This is a genomic window from Flavobacterium restrictum (assembly GCF_007097245.1).
In the GTDB taxonomy this organism is placed as follows: Bacteria; Bacteroidota; Bacteroidia; order Flavobacteriales; family Flavobacteriaceae; genus Flavobacterium; species Flavobacterium restrictum.
Genome location: NZ_VJZT01000006.1, coordinates 161,963 through 181,472, shown reverse-complemented (window position 1 = coordinate 181,472; position 19,510 = coordinate 161,963). Strand labels below are relative to the sequence as shown.

The window sequence follows — 19,510 nt, the reverse complement described above, 5'->3', positions numbered from 1 at the left end:
GGCTTTTCAATTTAGTTGAAATTGCTGCTTATTTCTTAATCACTCGTAGTGTTTTGGTTTTTCCGCCTTGGTTTACAATAACATTGTAAACACCAGCTGGATAATTCAATCCTAACACAACAGTATTTGTTGCTACTTGCACTTGTTCTACTAAACGTCCTGCCATATCGTACACCAATATTGCTGTCTGTTCAGTAGCAAGGGCTGTGAACTCAATAGTAAAAACGGTAGCAAATGGATTTGGATAGGCAATTGCAGTAAATTCATCCAAAGCTATTACTGGTTTCTCCTCCGTAATTTGTCTCGCTACTGTTCCGCATGGATTTCCTAACCTAATAGTATAGGCAGAAGCGCTACTTGATCCAGTCCCATTAGATGCTTTGACATTAATTGTAAAATAAGAAAGCGGTGCCGATGGTAATTGTGAAACATTAATTATTACCTCGTTACCATCGCTGTTGCTTGTAACAATAGTGGCCAAAGCACCTCCTACTACTGACCACGTATAGGTTACTCCCAACACATTAGGTACTTTTACAGCAAGTGTAGTACAGGTAGGATTGTAAGTTACTAAACCTCCTGACAAAGTTGTCAAAGCACCAGGTCGAGATGGAATTGAACTTGTCAATGTCAAATTTCTTGCTAGCAACGACGTTCCGTTTCCGTTTACACCATATACTTGTATCAAAAGTGATGTTGCAGTTCCAATAGCTGTTAAATTAATATGTATTGCTTTTGATGTACTTGTATAGGTTTTAAATCCTGATGTTTCAGAGACAAAAACAGCACCAGCATCAACTACGGTAACACTTGAAGGCACAATCCATTTATAGGATGTTGGCTCGTATCCTGATACTGTTGAAGGTGTAGCTGTCAATGTCAAAGGCGTTGTTTTTAGTTTTCCAGTGTATGCCGAAACATTCGTGATTTTAGTCACGCTAGAAATACTATCATCTGTAAGAGCGAGAGCTAGAGGAGCACTTGGCAGATTTCTTTTTACGGTTAAAGTTCTAGCAATTGAAGTGCCACAACCAGCAATAGAATAGGCTTTGAACACAAGATCTGTATTTCCAGCAGCAACACCTCCTAAATTAATAGCAATAGTGTTATCATAATTTTTATCCCCACTCACAACAGCAACACCTACTGGTAAATCCCAAGTATAGTGATTTGCAGTTCCGCTGATATCGGTAGCTGTTAATACTAGTGTTTTAGTAGCATCTCCAATAAAGTTACCAACTCTTACTTTAGCAACACCATTGTAGGTCAGTTTTACTACTGAAGGGGCAACTGGAAGTCTAGTTGACAATGCAATACTTTTTGCGGAAGCGGAAGTACAACCTGAAGCATTAACCGCTTTAACTCCAATACTACCTATTAAAGTAGTAGCATTATGAAAATCGACAACTAATGTGTTTGTACCTTGTCCGCTTACAATACTCACACCAGTTGGAACGGTCCAAATATAAGAACTAGCACCCAAAGTGGCAGTATAGGTAATGGTGTTAGTAGTGCCTATATATTTACACAAAACACTATCCGATGTGGTTACCGTAGCCACAGCAATTGGTAACGAATTTATAGTAATGGTAACTGGTACTCTTGGAGTACTTTCTAATCCGTTCACTATTTGAGTAGCATAATATGTTTTTGCTGCTAAATTTGTAGTAAGTGCTAAAGCAGACCCACCAGTTATAGCCGAATAAAATTTTAAAGTGGTTGCTCCCACAGCATCAGCTACTTTTGCGCCATAACATAAACTCCATGCGGTTGGTATTGTATTGGTTACAGTTACTGTAGATGATGCTACAGTACAAGGTGAGATACCTGACAGCGTATAGGTGTAAACCAATCCTGAATGACTCCAAGTTCCACCTGAATCGGCTCCTGTTAATGCTGCAAATAATTGGGCATCGGTAGGTGTTTTACCAATTTCTACAGAAAGTGTCCCACTTGTTCCTGCATTAGTTGCTGGAATAATGGTCAGATTTAATTTCTCGGTTACACAATTAATAGTAGTTCCAGTATACATTCCCGAAGTCATGTAAGTAGTCCCATTCCAAGTATAACTATTACAAGCTGTTATTACACTAGTATTTATAGAACTTGACGTAATAGTCAAATTCAATTTCTCGGTTACACAATTAGTAGTCGTTCCAGTATACATTCCCGAAGTCGTGTAAGTAGTCCCATTCCAAGTATAACTATCACAAGCTGTGATTACACTAGTATTTATAGAGCTTGATGTAATTGTCAAATGCAATTTCTCGGTTACACAATTAGCAGTCGTTCCTGTATACGTCCCTGACATCGTGTAAGTAGTCCCATTCCATGTGTAACTATCACAAGCTGTGATCGCAGTAACAGAATCGGTTATTGGATTCTCTATAATAGTAACTGATTTTGTTGCTGTACACCCTTTGGCATCTGTAACGGTATAATTAAATGTACCTCCTCCAACTGTAAAAGGACTTCCAGAAACAGTATAAGGTAGCGTACCACCAGTTGCAATTACGGTTACTGTAGTAGTTGCACCAGCACAAACCGATAAAGCTGCAGGTGTTACTGTAACTGTAATTGTAGGACAAGGAGCGGTTACAATAGAACCTGGCGAACCAATTTCGGATATACTATTGGCTGCAATGAAAGCACCTTTAGTACCTATAGCACTTGCTTGTGTAATCGCAGTTGTTATAGTAGTAAGTCCCGCTGCATTATCGAAAGTTGCAAAAGTAGTCGTAGGTGATGCCCCAAACAATACGGACGCTTGTGGAGTAGCACTTGTAGCGTTGTATAAATTTACTTGATCTCCACTCGAACTCAACCCAACACCACTTCCGGTATAATTTCCAATTCGTATGCCTGATGATGGATTTGTTCCAAACCAATTGTTCAAGAAAGCCGTTGTTTTTCCTGCCAAATCATTAGTTTCTATAAAAATCACAGATTCTCCAGGATTAATACTAGTAATTCCGTTTAAGGCTACAGCAGCTGCAGGAGATTGTGAATTGTCATCTATTTTCCATCCTGTAATATCAACCGCTACGGCTTTGGTATTGGTTACTTCAAACCAATCGGCACCAACTGGACTGCTATTGCTGGACCAAGGTGCTATTTCAGAAATGAATAATTTTCCAACAGTACCTGGTGAACCAATTTGATTGGTATCGTTTACCGCTGCAAAAGCATCATTCACTCCTACTTGACTCAAAGTTGTTATAGTCGAGTTTGTAAGTCCTAGAGCATTATTAAATGTTTTATTTGTAGTAGCAACTCCAAAAACTACATTAGCCTTTAAAACTCCAGAAGCATCATATAAATTTACTGCATCACCAGATGAACTTAAACCTGCTCCGCTTCCAGTATAATACCCTACTTGTAAACCAGAAGGCACATTAGTTCCAAACCAAGCCGATTTGAAATTGGCAATAATAGTAGCCGAATTAGTAGCGCCTGTTTCCAAGAAAATTACTGATTCGCCAGCAGCAATACTTGTAATACCTGACAAAGCCAAAGCTGCAGTAAAAGTATTCGAATTATCATCTATTTTCCAACCTGTAATATCAAGAGTTGTAGTACCAGTATTAGTTACTTCAAACCAATCGGCTGCCACTAGACTATTGCTACTAGACCACGATGCTACTTCAGAAATGCTTACTGATACTGCTGCTGTTGTTTCGACAGCTACATCGGTTACTGCCAAAACGAAATTGACACTAGCATCTGGTGTATTCCCAACGGTTGTATCGTCTACATTTACCGTAACATTATAACTTGTTTTTGTTTCATAATCCAATACCGTTCCCGCTTTGATATACAAACTGGATCCTGTAATTTGGAAAAAATTAGCATCGGCACCAGATAGCGTTATATTATTTGTTCCTAATCCGTCATCTGTAACTGCAATATCTGCCACCTTAACAGCGGCAGTAGTATTAGAGTTTTCTAAAACACTAGTCGTTGTATTAGTTAAAGCAACGACAGTAGGTGCTTGATTTGGAATTGTTGAAGGAGCATAAACCCAAAGTTGCGGATGGTCAATATCGCCACCGCCATTTTCACTAGTTATATAAAGAATACCATCACGATCCATTGTAAGTCCTTCGTGTTGTTGTGAAGCAACGTCTAAAGGATTTCCTGCGTCAGAAACTATTGTTAAGGAATTGGCAACAACACCGCTTCTATTACTATTGACTACTTTGGCATTTTCTTGACTCAAAACCAACAAATTATTGTACAAGGGTTGTCCGTTGAGCGAAGGTATATTGGATAGGGCAAAAACATCAGCAACATCCGAAACACCCAACAAAGCTGGATCAAAAAGATTAACTGAATTCTCTGTCGTAGCCGATCCATTAGTTGCCGTTCCTGCAGCAAAGTCAATACCTGTTTGGAAAATTCCTATTGGAGATATTTCTTTTAAAACCACATAACCATTGGTCAAAGGATCATAAGAAAGTCCTTCGGTTCCAATATTATTCACAAATGTCCCTAGTTTTACGGTTTGCGTGGCACTTCGAGTAAGTGTAGATCCTGCAACATACGTAAATTTAACCACCTGCCTGTCACGCTCTTCCGTCATTACAAACTGACCATTCCCAATATAAGTAAGCCCTTCGGTATCATAAAACTCCGTTCCTTGTGGACTACTTCCCTGAGCTAATGTCATCGAATCTATTAACTGTCCAGTCTTGGATACCTGAACAATAGAAGTACTACCATCACCAACAACAAAAAGTGTATTCGTGTCCCAATTGTAAGTCACTGCCGAAACTTCTTGTGCCAACAAACTATTTGCTGGAGCAGTAGTTCGTGTAGGTTCTGGTAAATTATAACGTCCTACTCTAACATAAGTAGAAAGATCGATGTTCAAAGCAGTATCATTATCGGCTATAGTTACCGTTTGGACATTACTAGTTGTTATTGCAATTCCAGTTGACGGATTAGTAATAGCAAAAGTGGCAATCTCTGAACCTTCAACCAAAACATCATCTAGAACAGTAAAAGTAACCGAACCAGTTGTTTGTCCGTTTAGTATCGTAATAACTGAATTGCTTACTGAATAATCCCCAGAAGTAATATTAGTTCCTGTTATTCCTAAATCTACCGTTTGATTTCCATTAACTGCGTTATCCGATATAGCGGTAATGGTTATAGCAGTAGTACCTGTTTCTGAACCCGTATTAGAACTTACCGAAAGTGAAACTGTGGGTTTTGAAGTTGTAAATGCAGTAGTTTGCAAAGTTGTTAGAGCATTATTACTCTCGTCTTCAATTGTATTTGGTAATAAAGCTACATAATACAATTGATTTGAAGTCAAAGTTACTGTAGGGACAATAGTAATTTTATTAGCTGTAAAGGTAGCATCAAAAAGAATCACAGACCCTGAAGCATTATTTAATCTCACTTCAACTAACGCATCTACATTTGTATTTGTAATAACATCATTGTTTAGCAATCTAATATTTTCATTGAAAGAAATAGTTGGATTTACCGTAGAAGCAACATTTGCTGTAGCAGTTGTTGGAAAGAAAGTTGCAACTGGGGCTGTAGAATCGGCAGCAACAATAAGTGTCCCTTTAGCAGTAAAATTATCAAATCTATTGTTTCCAGCGATACCGCCAGTCCCTTGAGTAAACTCCACTTTAAGCTTAAAGTTAGGATTATTTTTGGCAAGTGTAATAGCCGAAAAATCGAGTGTTGCCAATGCAGGATCACCATTATTAGGAACCACAGTTGCAAAGGAAACATAATTTGTCCCATCAATAGAATACGACCATAGCTGATTTCCGGCACCCGTACTTGAGCGTCGAGTAGCAAATTTCACTACAATGTTTTCATAACCAGTGGTTGGTAATGCAAATACTAACGAACCGCCAATAGGATTATTAAATCGTAAATGCGTGCCCGAAACATCACTATTTTGAGTATTTAGATTTTGAATATCAAAATTTTGTGCGGTTCCATTTGCAAAATCAATAAGACTTGTAGCCGAATTATTTGCAGTTAATGAGGCACCCAAAATATTTGTTTGTGTAGGCGTAGTAATTGCACTTACAGATGCATTACTATTGAAGTTCCAATAATGCAACAAGGTCTGTCCCTCTGAAAAGGAATAAAACAACAACAGTAAGAGTAACAGTGTTTGTTTGATGTACTTTTTTCTCATAGTTTACTTTTTTTTTGAGTTTCAAAATTAAAGACTCCATCTTGATTTAAGTACAGCCCAACAACATCAAAATGTTAAAAGCAGCTACCCAAAACAGTGATTTTTAAAACCCAAATCACTATATAATAACCACATAGACACAATGGCTTAATTTTTAATTAACATTTAAAGTAGATTTTATAAAATAAATTTGGTTCACTGCACCAACAGGCTATTGAATTTTACGATTGAAATGACGCAAAATAAATATCCAAGTGTGAAGTTGTTTTTTACCTCTAAATTTGAGTAAAAACAAAAAATATAAAACCAATAAAAAAACGCTTAATTGTATAGCAATTGGCGTTTTTTTATTGGTTTTAGTAATTAAATAAAATGTTCCGACTTGGATAAAAAACTAGGACAATTCAAAATACTTTACGTATTTCTAGTAGGAAGATCAGTTTTATCGGAAAACATAATTTTAGTTATCGTTTTTGCAATAATACGCATATCACCCCAAAAAGACTGCTCTTTATAATACCTTAAATTCATTTGAACTTTATCTTGAAAAAGGATTGTATCATTAAATTCCAACGGATTTTCTTGACATTGCAACAAATACTCTTCGTTGAAATATTTTAACGACGCCAATGAGGTTAGCCCAGGTTTCAATTCCAAAATTTTTCTGTTTTCTCCTTTCAATTCATCGTAATAGCCCGCAACATCAGGTCTTGGTCCTACTATGCTCATTTCTCCTTTTAGAACATTAAACAGTTGAGGCAACTCATCCAACTTGTATTGCCGGAGAAATTTTCCGATTTTAGAAATTCGGTCGCCTTGGGATACCGCAGTAACCTGCATGGTTCGAAGTTTATAGACTTTGATTTTTTTTCCAAATTGACCAATGCGTTCTTGAATAAAAACACCATTAGTTTGCGTGTCCAATGCTGCTGCAAACCAAGCAAAAACCATTAATCCAGAAAAAATTAATAGCGATAGCATTGCAAAAAAAACATCAAAAATTCGTTTAGTCATTCTTCTTATACTTAATTCTAAACGTGATTGTCATTTATTAAGCGTATTTTACGAATTATTACTGCTCTAAAACAAAGATAGAAAACCGTTAGCATCAGTACAATCATAAAAACAACTCCCATAGACAACTGCCCTTTTTTATCTAAATAAATCACACCTACATTAAGTATCATTTGCAACACAGCGTATCCTATTGCTACAATTACATGAGAAAATTCCATTTCATTGGCCAAAAATTGGTATAAATGGGAACGATGTGGTTCAAAAATATTTTCTCTTTTCTGTAATCGGCTAAAAATAGTAACAATAGCGTCAATACCATAGATTGAAAAGAAAAGTAAGTAGCCTATTTGCCCCGTTTCTTGTATTGTTTTTATCATAAAATAGCCCAAAAAAACAGCCATTGCTATACTACCTACATCGCCAGCAAAGGTTTTTGCTTTTTGACGTATGTTAAAAAATCCAAAAACCAAACAAGCCAATCCCATAGTGCGTAACACGGGTAAACTGGATGTATTTACGGCTAATAAAGAAAAACTAATTAAAGCAGAGAGTGCATATAGAACGGTAATTCCGTTGATACCATCCATAAAGTTAAACGCATTGATCCAGCCAATAAGGAGTATCAACACTACTAAAAGCAACCCTATAGAAGAAGTGAACAAATGTAAATCATAAAAAATCAATGCAACTGCAAGTGCTTGTGCCATAAATCTTGGTATTTGACTCAAAGGACTTACGTCGTCAACAAAACTTACTATAGCTACAATAAGCACCGCAATGGTAACATATCCTGAAACAAATCCTAACAAATAAGCTGTAATTAAAGCTATTGCAAATATGATTCCGCCACCTCGTATGGTAACTAAACTGTGCGAGGACCTTGAATTGGGGATGTCAATAATAGCATATTTATGGGCTAATTTGAAATAAACCAATTCTAAAACCAAAAATAAAAAAACCAAGAAAATATAAATCATATTTTATATACTAGTGTAAAACTGTATCTAGAAGCGTTACAACTTTTGTTTCAACAAACCCAAAAGATATTCGCCATATCCTGATTTTTTTAACGGCTCTGCCAAACTTCTCAACTGCGCTTCAGTTATGAAACCTTGTCGCCACGCAATTTCCTCAATACATCCTATTTTGAGACCTTGACGCTCTTCGATAACCTGAACAAATTGACCTGCCTGCATTAAGCTATTAAATGTTCCAGTATCTAACCAAGCGGTACCTCGGCTTAAAATACCAACTTTTAAAGCTCCTTTTTCTAGATATACTTTATTAACATCCGTAATCTCATACTCACCTCGAGCACTTGGCTGGATATTTTTGGCTATTTCAACCACTGAATTGTCATAAAAATAAAGTCCTGGTACGGCATAATTGGATTTGGGCACCAACGGTTTTTCTTCAATAGAAATGGCTTTGTGATTGTCATCAAATTCGACCACTCCGTAACGCTCCGGATCCGAAACATGATATGCAAAAACCACTCCCCCGTTAGGATTTGAATTTTTAAGCAAAAGCTTATCCATATTGGAACCAAAGAAAATATTATCTCCAAGAACCAAAGCAACACTATCCGTCCCAATAAATTTTTCACCAATAACAAAAGCTTGTGCTAGACCATTAGGAATTGCCTGTTCTTCATAACTAAAAGAACATCCAATTGCAGACCCATCGCCCAACAATTTCTTGAAATTAGGCAAATCATGTGGCGTTGAAATAATTAAAATCTCATGAATACCTGCCATCATCAAAGTTGACAACGGATAATAAATCATGGGCTTGTCGTAAACGGGCATCATTTGCTTGCTCATGGCGAGCGTAAGCGGATGCAATCTTGTGCCAGATCCTCCAGCAAGTATTATTCCTTTCATAATTAATTTTTAGATTACATCAAAAACTGCTTATACAAAGCTGAAAGTTTATAGTTTTACCATCATTTTTTTTAAACTCACTTTGTAATCTGGGACTACAATTCCGTAAACAGCTTTAATTTTGGTTTTATCCAATAGTGAAAAAGCAGGTCTTTCGGCAGGCGTTGGATAACTAGAGGCTGGAATTCCGTTCACTTCACAGGTTTTTCCAGCAATTTCTTTAATGTCTTTGGCAAAATCAAACCAGCTTATTTCTCCTTCATTCGAATAATGATAAACCCCCGATTCCCATTTGCCACTATCCAAAATGGTCAAAATCACCTGCGCCAAATCACCCGCATAGGTAGGCGAACCCACTTGATCGTTGACCACGCTTATGCTTTCTCGTTCCGTCATGAGTCGCAACATCGTTTTTACAAAATTATTCCCAAATTCCGAATATACCCAAGCCGTTCTAATAATAATACTATCCGGGCAATTCGTAGCACAAGCTAACTCACCGGCTAACTTTGTAACTCCGTAAACACTTTTGGGATTTGGTAATGCATCCTCCTTATAAGCCATTGGTGAGGTTCCATCAAAAACATAATCGGTAGAAACATGGACTAATTTTGTCCCATTTTGTTCGCATAATGTAGCCAGTGTGGCAATGGCCAAATGATTAATGGCATCAGCAACAGCGACATCCTGCTCGGCTTTGTCAACGGCGGTATAAGCCGCACAATTAATGACAATAGCTGGCTTCAATTGATTAAAATTTGTAATAATAGTCTCTTCTTTGTCCAAAGGAAAATCAGCAATATCAGTAAAAACAAAGTCAAAATCAGGATAATTCCCGGCCAATTCTTTTATTTCAGAACCCAATTGTCCATTGGCTCCTGTTACGAGTATTTTTTTCATATTATTCAAAAGTCCAATCAATTTGGTTAAAACTAGGTAAAATTACATCTTTGTCGGATACAATTATTTCTTTTGGAGCTACTTTCCAATCAATATTTAAGGTAGCATCGTCAAAACGAATCCCTCTTTCACTGTCTTTATTATAGAGTTGATCCACTTTGTACATGACTGATGCTGTATCGCTTAATACAGAAAATCCATGAGCAAAACCTGGTGGAACCATCAATTGTTTTTTGTTATTAGCGCTTAATACTACGCTAAAATGCTGGCCGTACGTAGGCGAGCTCTTACGCAAATCTACGGCTACATCTAGAATTTCTCCTTGCAACACTCTTACTAATTTGGCTTGTGCAAAAGGGTTAATTTGCAAATGCAATCCCCGAATTACTCCCCGAGTGGAAAAAGATTGATTGTCTTGAATAAACCTATAAGTAATACCATTTGCCTCAAATTTTTCTTGATTGTAAGCTTCAAAAAAATAGCCTCTGGAATCTTCAAAAACTTTTGGAGTTAGTATTACTAAGTCTTTAATTGGGGTTTGTTCGATGTTCATAAGCTAGTATTCTATTTACTTTATTAAAAAAAATCATTTCGGAACAGTATTTATTACACTTACTTTTTACGAAACGACTCAAAAGTATGTAATAAACCTTGTTGCGTGTTCACGGGTAATGGCTTATTTATAGCCTTAACAATCTTATCATTACTAACCACATAACTCTCGGTTAGTTTTTGTAATCGTTCTGAATTTAGTGGTAAATGTAAAAAATCTCCTAAACCTGCTCCCTTTTTTATAAATGAAATAGGCAACGACCAAATTACCGTTTTTTTATCTAAACTCTCTCCTAATAAACCCATTAATTGATTAGTTGACAAGGCTTCATCATCGCTTAAATTATAAATTCCGGAAGGTATCGTCTCGTGAGTAAGCAACTCATTAATTACAAAGCATAAATTTTCAACACTCAAAAAAGAACGTTTATTCTTAAAAGCACCTAATGGCCAAGGCAGACCTTTGGCAACCAATGTGTATAATAAATTTAAATTTCCTTTATTCCCTTCTCCATGTATCATGCAAGGTCTCAAAATATAAACACGCTTTCCTTGAGGAATGGCTTGCGACAAAATATACTGTTCTGCTTGTTGCTTGGCAATGCCGTAATGTGTTTTAGGATTTGGCTGTATTTCTTCTGTAAGTTCTCCTTTTACCTCATCAGCAACTGCTTTTACGGTGCTCATAAAAATGAAAACACCTGCCTCTGATTTTAAAAAGGCATCGAAAACTTGTTTGGTCAATTCACAATTAGCTTCGTAATACTCAACGGGATTCACAACTTTTTTGAGATCATGGGCTTTTCCTGCTAGATGAATTACCGCATCAGAATTTATTTCAAATTGTTGATTTTGCTTATAACGAACAGCCAACCCTATTACATCGTTACTTTTTTTTAAATATGCTTGAAGATTTAAACCCACAAACCCTGTACTACCAGTAATTGTTACTTTCATTTTTTAATTCATACTTGTTAATGATTCATTATAAAAATTAAATTTTTCTAATAAAAATAATACTTTTAGAAAAATGAGTATAATATACAACTAAAAAATTAGATGATTAAAATAAAAGAAATCATTCTTTTATTTTAAATTTATACCTGCTAAATTTTTCTTCAAAAGAAATACAATACTTTTACCTTTAAAAAATATAAAACATGCGCCAATTAATATTACTTCTTTTTTATACAATACTTGGATTTTCACAACAAATAAATGTCAAAAATTTTGGTGCAAAAGGCGATGGTCAATCTGACGATACTGCTGCTTTTACTATAGCATTATCCGAAATAAACAAAAAATATAGTCTACAAAAAAAGCATGTAATATTGTATGTTCCATCGGGAGAATATGTAATTACTAAACCTATTTTACTTAATAAATACATAAGTTTAGAAGGAGAATTTGTCAACTCGACAAGTATAAAAATCAATTCTACTTCTTGTGAAGGAATTCTTCTTGAGGAAAACAAGACAGAAAAAGACATCTATAACGGGTACAATACGATTAAAAACATATCAATTTTAGGTCCTGATTTCAATAAAAATCCTTTTGCTTGGAAAGATGTTAAGCTAAACAATCCTAAAAGTGTTGGTATAAAAATTTTAGGTTTACGAAACCGAATTGAAAATTGTTTAATTGATGGATTTTTATGGAGTGGTATTGAAATTACATCTAGTTATTATAATTTTTTATCACACAATTTCATAAAAAACAATCGTATTGGGATTACAATCGATAAAACCTCAACAAGCACTTACATTAATAACAATGAAATTAGAACAAACGCTATTGGAATTTTAATTTCAAACCAATCGTATGCAAATTTCATTAATAATAATATAGTAGAATCTAACATTTCTAATTTTTTAGAACCTCAAAAAAATGATGAAGATCATAATCTTTTTACTAGTGGTAAAGGAATTTTGATTTACAAATCGAATACTAATTTTATTCAAAATAATTATTTTGAACAACAAACAATTAATTATGTAATTGCGGAGTCGAATGCAAATGAATTTTCATCAAATTTTATTGCTTTACAAACTACTAACTCAAAAAATCAATCTATTGTTCGCTTTTATGGCAAATCGAATGATAATACGTTGCTGTCAAATAAAACAGTAGCTGCTACACCAGAGGTCGATGCCACAAAAATAATCCTATCAGAAACCGATGATTATTCAAGTAATACTATTGATTTTGGAAAAGAAAAAAACAAAATTATAAAAAACAAATTTGAAAAAAACAATAAAAATCAAAAATTCATTCCAACTTTTTTAAATTAAAAAATTAGTTGGCAAAAATTTTTTCTAATCTGCTCAATAACATTTCTCTTTCAAACTCAATGTTGAAATAGTCAATAGCATTTGTTTTCATCATATTTTTTTGTTCTGTTGCTAAATTATAAAAATCAATAGTATTTTGAGCAAACATTTGAGCGTCGCCTGGTGGGGAAACAAATCCTGCTTTTGCCTCTAATATAACTTTTGCTCCTTCGCCGTCCAAAGCGGCCAAAATAGGTTTTCCACTGGCTAAATAAGATTGAATTTTGGAGGGTATGGTTAAAGAAAAAATGATGTCTTTTTTTAATGAAACTATGAGAGCATCGGCACAAGCGAAAAAATACGGCATCGTTTCAGCAGAAAAAGAGCCTAGAAAATAAAAATTTTCATGTAAATTTTTACTTTTAATTTCAGTAAGATAAGCCTCTTTTTGTCTCCCTTCACCTAAAAAAATCCAATTTACACTAATGCCATAATCTTTTACAATTCTTGCTGCATCAATTAGGGTGCTAATACCTTGCGCTTCTCCTAGATTACCTGCAAAAATAAGATTAAATCCTTTGGGCAATTTTTTTAAATAAGCATCTTCAGGTGCTACTGGTTTGTAGAAAGCTTCGGCTGTATTAGGGTAATAGATGGTTTTATGTTTAAAGTCCCCTTGTTTTTCTATATAATCAACAAAACCTTTGGATTGAACGAGGATTAATTGGGCTTTTTTGTAAATATAAATTGTTACTGTATTAAACAATGAAAGAATTGTTTTGTTTGAAATTCCTCCTGCAGCTGATAAACTAGCTGGCCATAAATCTTGCACCCAAAAATAAAAAGGAGCCTTCATTTTTAAACCTGCAATAATTGCAGGAACCCCTACCGTAACAGGAGATGGTTGATAAACAAGTATTTTGTCAAATTTTTCTTTTATGAATAGTACTTTTATACTACAAAAAAACATAAACGAAAGGTAATTAATCATTAACCGTATGGCTCCATTGCCTCTTGGAAAAATTTTAGATCTATATATTGGAATCCCATTCCAAATTTCATCATTTTTTTTAAAAAATGCATAGGTTCCAAAAAAACTTCCTTTTGGATAATTAGGGATTCCTGTTAATACACTTACCTGATGCCCACGTTCTTTAAGACCAACTGCTAAATCATTGATTTTAAAATTTTCAGGCCAGAAATATTGTGATATTATAAGTATTTTCATTATTAATTTTTATTATCGGTAGTTTGCTTTTAACCGTTATTTTTTCCAAACAGTTCTGTTTACAAAATCTACATAACTAATAATGGTACGAACTACTTTAAGAGAAAAATTGTCAACATTGTAATCGCTAACAATTCTAGTAACTCTCTTTTCTCTTGAAAACTGTGAAACAATAATATGGATAGACTCAAGAATCCTATCTTTTTTAAGACCACTCATAATCAAAGTCCCTTCATCCATACCTTCAGGTCTTTCGTGTGCTTGCCTAATCGTAATTGCAGGAAAATTCAAAATGGACGATTCTTCAGAAATGGTTCCACTGTCAGAAATTACACAAAATGCTTTTTCTTGCATCTTGATGTAATCAAAAAAACCAAGTGGTTTCAAAAATTGAATTAATGGATTTAAGTCTGTTCTGTTTAAACTCTCCAGCTTCATTTTAGTTCTGGGATGTGTAGAAACAATTATTGGATACTGGTATTTTTCTGCAATCGCATTCAGTGAATCCAGTAAATCACTGAAATTTTCTGGAGAGTCTACATTCTCTTCTCGATGCGTGCTTACTATAAAAAATTTATTCTCTTCTAGATTAAGTTTTTCCAAAACCGTTGATGCTTCAATTTCTGTAGCATGAAAATCTAAAATTTCTTTCATTGGTGATCCAGGCTTGATAATTGTATCCGGTTTAATTCCCTCAGCAATAAGATATCTCCTCGCATGTTCAGTGAGAGGGAAGTTGATATCACTTAAATGATCCAATACTTTTCTGTTCAATTCTTCAGGAACTCTTTGATCAAAACATCTATTACCAGCTTCAAAATGGAAAACTGGAATTTTTCGTCTTTTTGCTGAAATTACAGCCAAACAACTATTAGTATCGCCATAGAGTAAAACGGCATCTGGTTTTTCAATTTCAAAAATATCATCTGATTTTGAAATAACATTACCTATGGTATAAGCAACACTTTTTCCTGCCACATCTAAAAAATAATCTGGTTTCTTAACCCCTAAATTTTCAAAAAAAATTTCATTTAGTTCGTAATCATAATTTTGCCCAGTATGTACCAAAACGTGATCTGTATATTTTTCTAGTTCAGCCATAACACGACTCATTTTAATAATCTCTGGTCGAGTGCCTACTATTGTCATTACCTTCATTTTCTTTTATTTTAAATTTTTAATTATTTTTGTAAGAGTAAAAATCTTTATTTAAAGCCAAATCAATCATCATTTCCTTCCATGAAGGAATCTTTAAATCCATTGCATTTTTTAATTTTGAACCATCTAAAGTTGGCAAATGAACATATTTTTCGTCAGCATTAATGGTAACTGATACCTTAAACGCCTCTTTTGCAATAGAAAGTAATTCATATTTAGGAATAGCATTTTCTGGAGCTAATTGATATAATCCTGACAAATCCGGAAAATTTAATAAAATGTTTTTCACAACACTAGCCATAAACTGTGTAGAAACCCCTGAATAAAGTACTTTTTTAAAACCATTAATTGTTTTCCCTTCTTGCGATAAAAACCAGTCTAGTAATTCCGTTTTATCAAATAACTCTTGTCCTATAAATGATGATCGAATAGTTAATGTATGGCTGTAATTTATTTCTCCTAATGCTTTAGTTCTACCATAGAGATCCTCTGCATTAGTCAAACTTGTTTCATCATAATTTCCTTTTTTTCCGTCGAAGACACAATCTGTACTAAAATGAATCACTCTCTTTTTATTTTTTTTGGCCCAACGTGCCAATTTATGCGGGAAGACTGAATTGACCATTAGTACATCTAAAAAATTATCCGTGTTAATTTTTCTTTTTGTAATTCCTACACAGTTGAGGATAACGTCAGGATTTACTGCAAATAATACTCCTTTTAATACTTCATAATCTAAAACATCAATATTTTCAATAATATTTTTTTCAGAAAACAAAGGTAAATCTCCATAATCACTTTTTGCTCTATGGAGTGTCGCGTATATTTCAAAATCTTTTTTTAGATCTTGTAAAAGTTTATGTCCAATAAGACCTGAAACTCCTAAAATTAATATTCTCATATATCTTTTTATTAATTTTTATTCTATAAAATAATCCAATGGATAGCGATATTCATCATTTATTTCACCCAAAAAATAATCACTCATTACTAATAATTTAGACCCTTCTTTTAAGGATTGAATACTGCTTACATAGCCACTAGGAACATGGAGAACATCAAGTTTTTCAGCTGTAACAAAATAAGTAGTTGGTTTCAAATTCTTAAAAGGTTTTTGCCAATCATCGATTTTAATCAACTGAATATTAAAAGACCCTATAATTGGCGAAAACCATCTCTGTTCAATTTTATGTCCCTGCCAAGCTCTAATGAAATCTATTTTTTGATTTTCAACAACATAAATCCTTTTAATTGCCGAAGCATCAAAATCATTATTATAAAATAAGACTCCTCTTGAATCAATATGAGAATCTCCTTTAATTATTATTGGATTCATAATTTTTATAAAATTGACTTCAACATTATTATCACAACATGAAGCTAACCAAGCATTTGATCTATATCTTCTTGATATATTTCTTTTCGTATTAAAGGTAGTTTGACTAATAACTGTTTCGTTCCCTCAACGCCTAATTGAAGAGTATTATGAGAATGATAATCTTCAACTTCTGCAATATTTTGTGTCCCCTCCGAAAAATATTGTGCATAATTCAAATCGCGATTATCCGCGGGGATTCTATAAAAATTTCCCATATCTTCCGCTTTTACCATTTCTTCTCGAGTACATAATGTTTCGTATAATTTCTCCCCATGACGAGTTCCAATTATCTTTATTTCATTATTGGCATTGCAAAGTTCTTTCAATGCTTGTGCCAAGTCTCTAATGGTTCCAGCTGGTGCTTTATTGACAAACAAATCACCAGAATTGCCATTCTCAAAAGCAAACAACACTAACTCAACTGCTTCATCCAACGACATCAAGAACCGAGTCATATTGGGATCAGTAATCGTAATGGGTTCACCGCTTCGTATTTGTTTCAAAAACAAAGGGATTACAGAACCTCTAGAAGCCATTACATTACCATATCTAGTCAAACAGACAGTTGTTTCAGACAAATTTCTTGAAGCTGCTACAGCAACTTTTTCCATCAAAGCTTTAGAAATCCCCATAGCATTTATTGGATAAGCGGCTTTATCTGTACTCAAGCAGATTACTTTCTTTACTTTGTTAGCACTTGCAGCATCAATTACATTTTGAGTCCCAAAAACATTAGTTTTAGTTGCTTCTAAAGGAAAAAACTCACAAGAAGGAACTTGCTTTAAAGCTGCTGCATGAAATACATAATCTACTCCTCGCATGGCACGCTCTACACTATTATAATCTCTAACATCGCCAATATAAAACTTTACCTTATCATTTTTTATTTTGTTTCGCATATCGTCTTGCTTTTTTTCATCACGAGAAAAAATACGGATTTCACTAAAATGTTCAGTGGTTAAAAAACGATTTAAAACAGCATTCCCAAATGAACCTGTACCACCAGTAATTAAAAGGACTTTATTTTGCAACATCATTATTTGTGTTTAATATTTCTAGTATGACTTGTTCCCAGCTAACGAGATTTCGTATATCGATTTCTGAAGCTTTTACAACTATCATGTCTTTAGCAATGCTGTTGAAATTTGAAATAGAATATGGCAAATTCTCTAATAATTCTTCATGAGGTTTAATAGTAGATATATAAGACTCCTCTGCTAAAAAAATAGCTTCAGATGCAGCATTGTATGAATTTTCAAGTACGGTTGTTGAAATATAATACTTGGCTTTTGATAATAAACTCATGATAACTTCACGATTTAAAACACCCAAAATTTCAACATTTTTATCCGCTTTAATACTTTGAGAAATTACTGAAGCATCCCCAATAATTTTAAGTTTTAAGTTTTGATTTTCTTGGGCAATTTCTTTGAAAAGTAAATAACTGTTGTCTACAAATTTATGCTTGTGAGTTCCTAAAACGACCGCATAATTTTCATAAACAATTGGAGTTTTTTTTGCCAAAAAAAGTGACATTTCTTCATCGGAGCCATTCTTGGACACTAATGTCTTTCCGTTATAATAATTGTGAACCAAAGAAATAGAAAAATTAGATTCTGCACATAAAACATCAGTCTTTGAAAAAGATTTTATGAAATAAAAACGCAATAATTTAAATTTTAATCGTTCCCAAAAAGTATAGCCAAATTCTACTTTTACAAAAGGCAACACGTTGCTTATATGCAATAAATTTATTCTAGCTATTTTTTTTGTAATTGGAATTCCATAGGAATAATACAAATCAAATTGTTGCTGCTTTAATGAAAAAGTTTCAAAATATTTTTCACTATTGAGTATTCTTGATAATTTAGAAATCCTAGGAATGTGATACACATTATTTGGGTACTTGGCCACAATAGATTTGGAACGTTCATTAATCAAAAAAGTGGCTCCGCCATTTATTGAAAACCATTTAGAAAATTCTTCTAACCTTTTGAGTCCACCCCCGGAATAGGAGGAACTAAAGTTAAATAATATTGTATACATGTTTTGATTTTAAAAAATTAATCTTTCAATATTTCTAAAATATTCTTCAACTCATTTTCGAAGTTAGCCACGCGTTCATGGTCTTTGATGAGTCGGGCAATGCTAATTTTAAGCTGATATTCAATTTTTTTTTGATTACAAAAACCTCTTTTATCAATATTAAATTTTTCTAGATAATACTTCAAGGACTGACTTTGAACTTTTATTGTAAAATCAGAAACTGTTTTTCGTTCTCCTATTAAATGCTGATATTTTTTTTGCCTAGAAAAATATATATCATAACCCTTTTTTAAAAATCGATTCGCTATATCAGGCTCTTCATAATGCAAAAATATGTTTTCATCAAATTTTCCAATCAAAGAAAACTTGCTTTTATCTAAAAATACAAACGCTCCAGAGAGATAAAAATTATTAGAATTAAAAAAATTAATTCGATTAAAAAGTTTTACAATCCCAGAACTAAAAATACTCCATTGGTTTTCAGGTTTTAGATAAAAAGAAAGGTTTTTGCCACCCATTTGCTTATAACCTAACAAACCTAGTTTTTGATTGGACTCAAATTTTTGAAACACATCCTTCAGTAAAGGCTCTGTAAAACGAACATCTGGATTCATAACGCAAACTATAGTGCCCGTCGAAGCGTTTATACCTAAATTATTCCCGTGACCATACCCTAAATTAGTTTTATTTTTAAGTAACAAAACGCTATCAGAATACCGCTTTTTAATTAACTCAAAAAGAGCAAAGGAGGCCACATCATCACTATTATCAACAACTATAATCTCAATTTGTTCTTGCAAAACATCACTAAAATTAAAAATTGAATCGATACAATCTTGTATTAAATCTAGAGAATTATAAGTAACAATAATTATTGAAATTTTTTTCATTAGGAAATTATTAAAAAAA

The 19,510-nt window shown here is 33.8% G+C and carries 15 protein-coding genes; 1 reads left to right on the top strand and 14 read right to left on the bottom strand.

Annotated elements, in window-relative coordinates; genetic code table 11:
• Window positions 1–28: 28 nt before the first annotated feature.
• The 7 genes from FNW21_RS08050 to FNW21_RS08020 all read right to left on the bottom strand — a co-directional run bounded on the left by FNW21_RS08050 (window position 29) and on the right by FNW21_RS08020 (window position 11,478).
• Entirely contained in the window at window positions 29–6,169 is a 6,141-nt protein-coding gene (locus tag FNW21_RS08050; RefSeq protein ID WP_144256216.1) for an SdiA-regulated domain-containing protein, read from the bottom strand.
• 414 nt (window positions 6,170–6,583) lie between these two features.
• Window positions 6,584–7,183: a sugar transferase gene (locus tag FNW21_RS08045; RefSeq protein WP_144256215.1), complete on the bottom strand. Its 600-nt coding sequence runs from the start codon at window positions 7,181–7,183 to the stop codon at window positions 6,584–6,586.
• A gap of 17 nt (window positions 7,184–7,200) precedes the next feature.
• Window positions 7,201–8,163: an MraY family glycosyltransferase gene (locus FNW21_RS08040; protein WP_144256214.1), complete on the bottom strand. Its 963-nt coding sequence runs from the start codon at window positions 8,161–8,163 to the stop codon at window positions 7,201–7,203.
• 36 nt (window positions 8,164–8,199) lie between these two features.
• A complete protein-coding gene (rfbA, locus tag FNW21_RS08035; protein ID WP_144256213.1) occupies window positions 8,200–9,069 on the bottom strand; it encodes a glucose-1-phosphate thymidylyltransferase RfbA in 870 nt (289 codons plus the stop codon).
• A 48-nt stretch (window positions 9,070–9,117) separates the two neighbouring features.
• On the bottom strand, window positions 9,118–9,969 hold the full coding sequence (rfbD, locus tag FNW21_RS08030) for a dTDP-4-dehydrorhamnose reductase (RefSeq protein WP_144256212.1): 852 nt from the start codon (window positions 9,967–9,969) through the stop codon (window positions 9,118–9,120).
• A 1-nt stretch (window position 9,970) separates the two neighbouring features.
• A complete protein-coding gene (gene rfbC, locus FNW21_RS08025; protein WP_144256211.1) occupies window positions 9,971–10,522 on the bottom strand; it encodes a dTDP-4-dehydrorhamnose 3,5-epimerase in 552 nt (183 codons plus the stop codon).
• 59 nt (window positions 10,523–10,581) lie between these two features.
• Window positions 10,582–11,478, bottom strand: coding sequence for an NAD-dependent epimerase/dehydratase family protein (locus FNW21_RS08020; protein ID WP_144256210.1), 897 nt, complete (start codon window positions 11,476–11,478; stop codon window positions 10,582–10,584).
• A 203-nt stretch (window positions 11,479–11,681) separates the two neighbouring features.
• Here FNW21_RS08020 and FNW21_RS08015 point away from each other — a divergent pair, with 203 nt between their 5' ends.
• Window positions 11,682–12,812, top strand: coding sequence for a glycosyl hydrolase family 28-related protein (locus FNW21_RS08015; RefSeq protein ID WP_144256209.1), 1,131 nt, complete (start codon window positions 11,682–11,684; stop codon window positions 12,810–12,812).
• 4 nt (window positions 12,813–12,816) lie between these two features.
• Here FNW21_RS08015 and FNW21_RS08010 read toward each other — a convergent pair whose 3' ends face one another.
• Genes FNW21_RS08010 through FNW21_RS07980 form a run of 7 tightly spaced genes read right to left on the bottom strand, consistent with a single transcriptional unit; the run spans window position 12,817 to window position 19,491 of the window.
• On the bottom strand, window positions 12,817–14,019 hold the full coding sequence (locus FNW21_RS08010) for a glycosyltransferase family 4 protein (protein WP_144256208.1): 1,203 nt from the start codon (window positions 14,017–14,019) through the stop codon (window positions 12,817–12,819).
• A gap of 36 nt (window positions 14,020–14,055) precedes the next feature.
• A complete protein-coding gene (wecB, locus tag FNW21_RS08005) occupies window positions 14,056–15,177 on the bottom strand; it encodes a non-hydrolyzing UDP-N-acetylglucosamine 2-epimerase (RefSeq protein WP_144256207.1) in 1,122 nt (373 codons plus the stop codon).
• A gap of 19 nt (window positions 15,178–15,196) precedes the next feature.
• Window positions 15,197–16,078: a dTDP-4-dehydrorhamnose reductase family protein gene (locus FNW21_RS08000; protein ID WP_144256206.1), complete on the bottom strand. Its 882-nt coding sequence runs from the start codon at window positions 16,076–16,078 to the stop codon at window positions 15,197–15,199.
• Window positions 16,079–16,096: 18 nt separating this feature from the next.
• Window positions 16,097–16,513: a cupin domain-containing protein gene (locus FNW21_RS07995; RefSeq protein WP_144256205.1), complete on the bottom strand. Its 417-nt coding sequence runs from the start codon at window positions 16,511–16,513 to the stop codon at window positions 16,097–16,099.
• Window positions 16,514–16,557: 44 nt separating this feature from the next.
• The gene (locus tag FNW21_RS07990) at window positions 16,558–17,592 is read right to left on the bottom strand and encodes a polysaccharide biosynthesis protein (RefSeq protein WP_144256204.1); all 1,035 of its coding nucleotides are present in this window, start codon (window positions 17,590–17,592) and stop codon (window positions 16,558–16,560) included.
• The gene (locus tag FNW21_RS07985; RefSeq protein ID WP_144256203.1) at window positions 17,576–18,601 is read right to left on the bottom strand and encodes a glycosyltransferase; all 1,026 of its coding nucleotides are present in this window, start codon (window positions 18,599–18,601) and stop codon (window positions 17,576–17,578) included. The genes FNW21_RS07990 and FNW21_RS07985 overlap by 17 nt, the downstream gene beginning before the upstream one ends.
• A gap of 17 nt (window positions 18,602–18,618) precedes the next feature.
• Window positions 18,619–19,491 (bottom strand): glycosyltransferase, encoded by an 873-nt coding sequence (locus FNW21_RS07980; protein ID WP_144256202.1) that lies wholly within the window; start codon window positions 19,489–19,491, stop codon window positions 18,619–18,621.
• Window positions 19,492–19,510 lie beyond the last annotated feature (19 nt).

What these genes read in the sequence shown, in the direction of transcription:
- FNW21_RS08000 (WP_144256206.1), bottom strand. Translation starts at nt 16,078, where the DNA reads ATGAGAATATTAATTTTAGGAGTTTCAGGTCTTATTGGACATAAACTT.
- rfbA (WP_144256213.1), bottom strand. Translation starts at nt 9,069, where the DNA reads ATGAAAGGAATAATACTTGCTGGAGGATCTGGCACAAGATTGCATCCG.
- FNW21_RS08040 (WP_144256214.1), bottom strand. Translation starts at nt 8,163, where the DNA reads ATGATTTATATTTTCTTGGTTTTTTTATTTTTGGTTTTAGAATTGGTT.
- FNW21_RS08015 (WP_144256209.1), top strand. Translation starts at nt 11,682, where the DNA reads ATGCGCCAATTAATATTACTTCTTTTTTATACAATACTTGGATTTTCA.
- rfbD (WP_144256212.1), bottom strand. Translation starts at nt 9,969, where the DNA reads ATGAAAAAAATACTCGTAACAGGAGCCAATGGACAATTGGGTTCTGAA.
- FNW21_RS07990 (WP_144256204.1), bottom strand. Translation starts at nt 17,592, where the DNA reads ATGATGTTGCAAAATAAAGTCCTTTTAATTACTGGTGGTACAGGTTCA.
- rfbC (WP_144256211.1), bottom strand. Translation starts at nt 10,522, where the DNA reads ATGAACATCGAACAAACCCCAATTAAAGACTTAGTAATACTAACTCCA.
- FNW21_RS08050 (WP_144256216.1), bottom strand. Translation starts at nt 6,169, where the DNA reads ATGAGAAAAAAGTACATCAAACAAACACTGTTACTCTTACTGTTGTTG.
- FNW21_RS08020 (WP_144256210.1), bottom strand. Translation starts at nt 11,478, where the DNA reads ATGAAAGTAACAATTACTGGTAGTACAGGGTTTGTGGGTTTAAATCTT.
- FNW21_RS08045 (WP_144256215.1), bottom strand. Translation starts at nt 7,183, where the DNA reads ATGACTAAACGAATTTTTGATGTTTTTTTTGCAATGCTATCGCTATTA.
- FNW21_RS07985 (WP_144256203.1), bottom strand. Translation starts at nt 18,601, where the DNA reads ATGTATACAATATTATTTAACTTTAGTTCCTCCTATTCCGGGGGTGGA.
- FNW21_RS08010 (WP_144256208.1), bottom strand. Translation starts at nt 14,019, where the DNA reads ATGAAAATACTTATAATATCACAATATTTCTGGCCTGAAAATTTTAAA.
- FNW21_RS07980 (WP_144256202.1), bottom strand. Translation starts at nt 19,491, where the DNA reads ATGAAAAAAATTTCAATAATTATTGTTACTTATAATTCTCTAGATTTA.
- wecB (WP_144256207.1), bottom strand. Translation starts at nt 15,177, where the DNA reads ATGAAGGTAATGACAATAGTAGGCACTCGACCAGAGATTATTAAAATG.
- FNW21_RS07995 (WP_144256205.1), bottom strand. Translation starts at nt 16,513, where the DNA reads ATGAATCCAATAATAATTAAAGGAGATTCTCATATTGATTCAAGAGGA.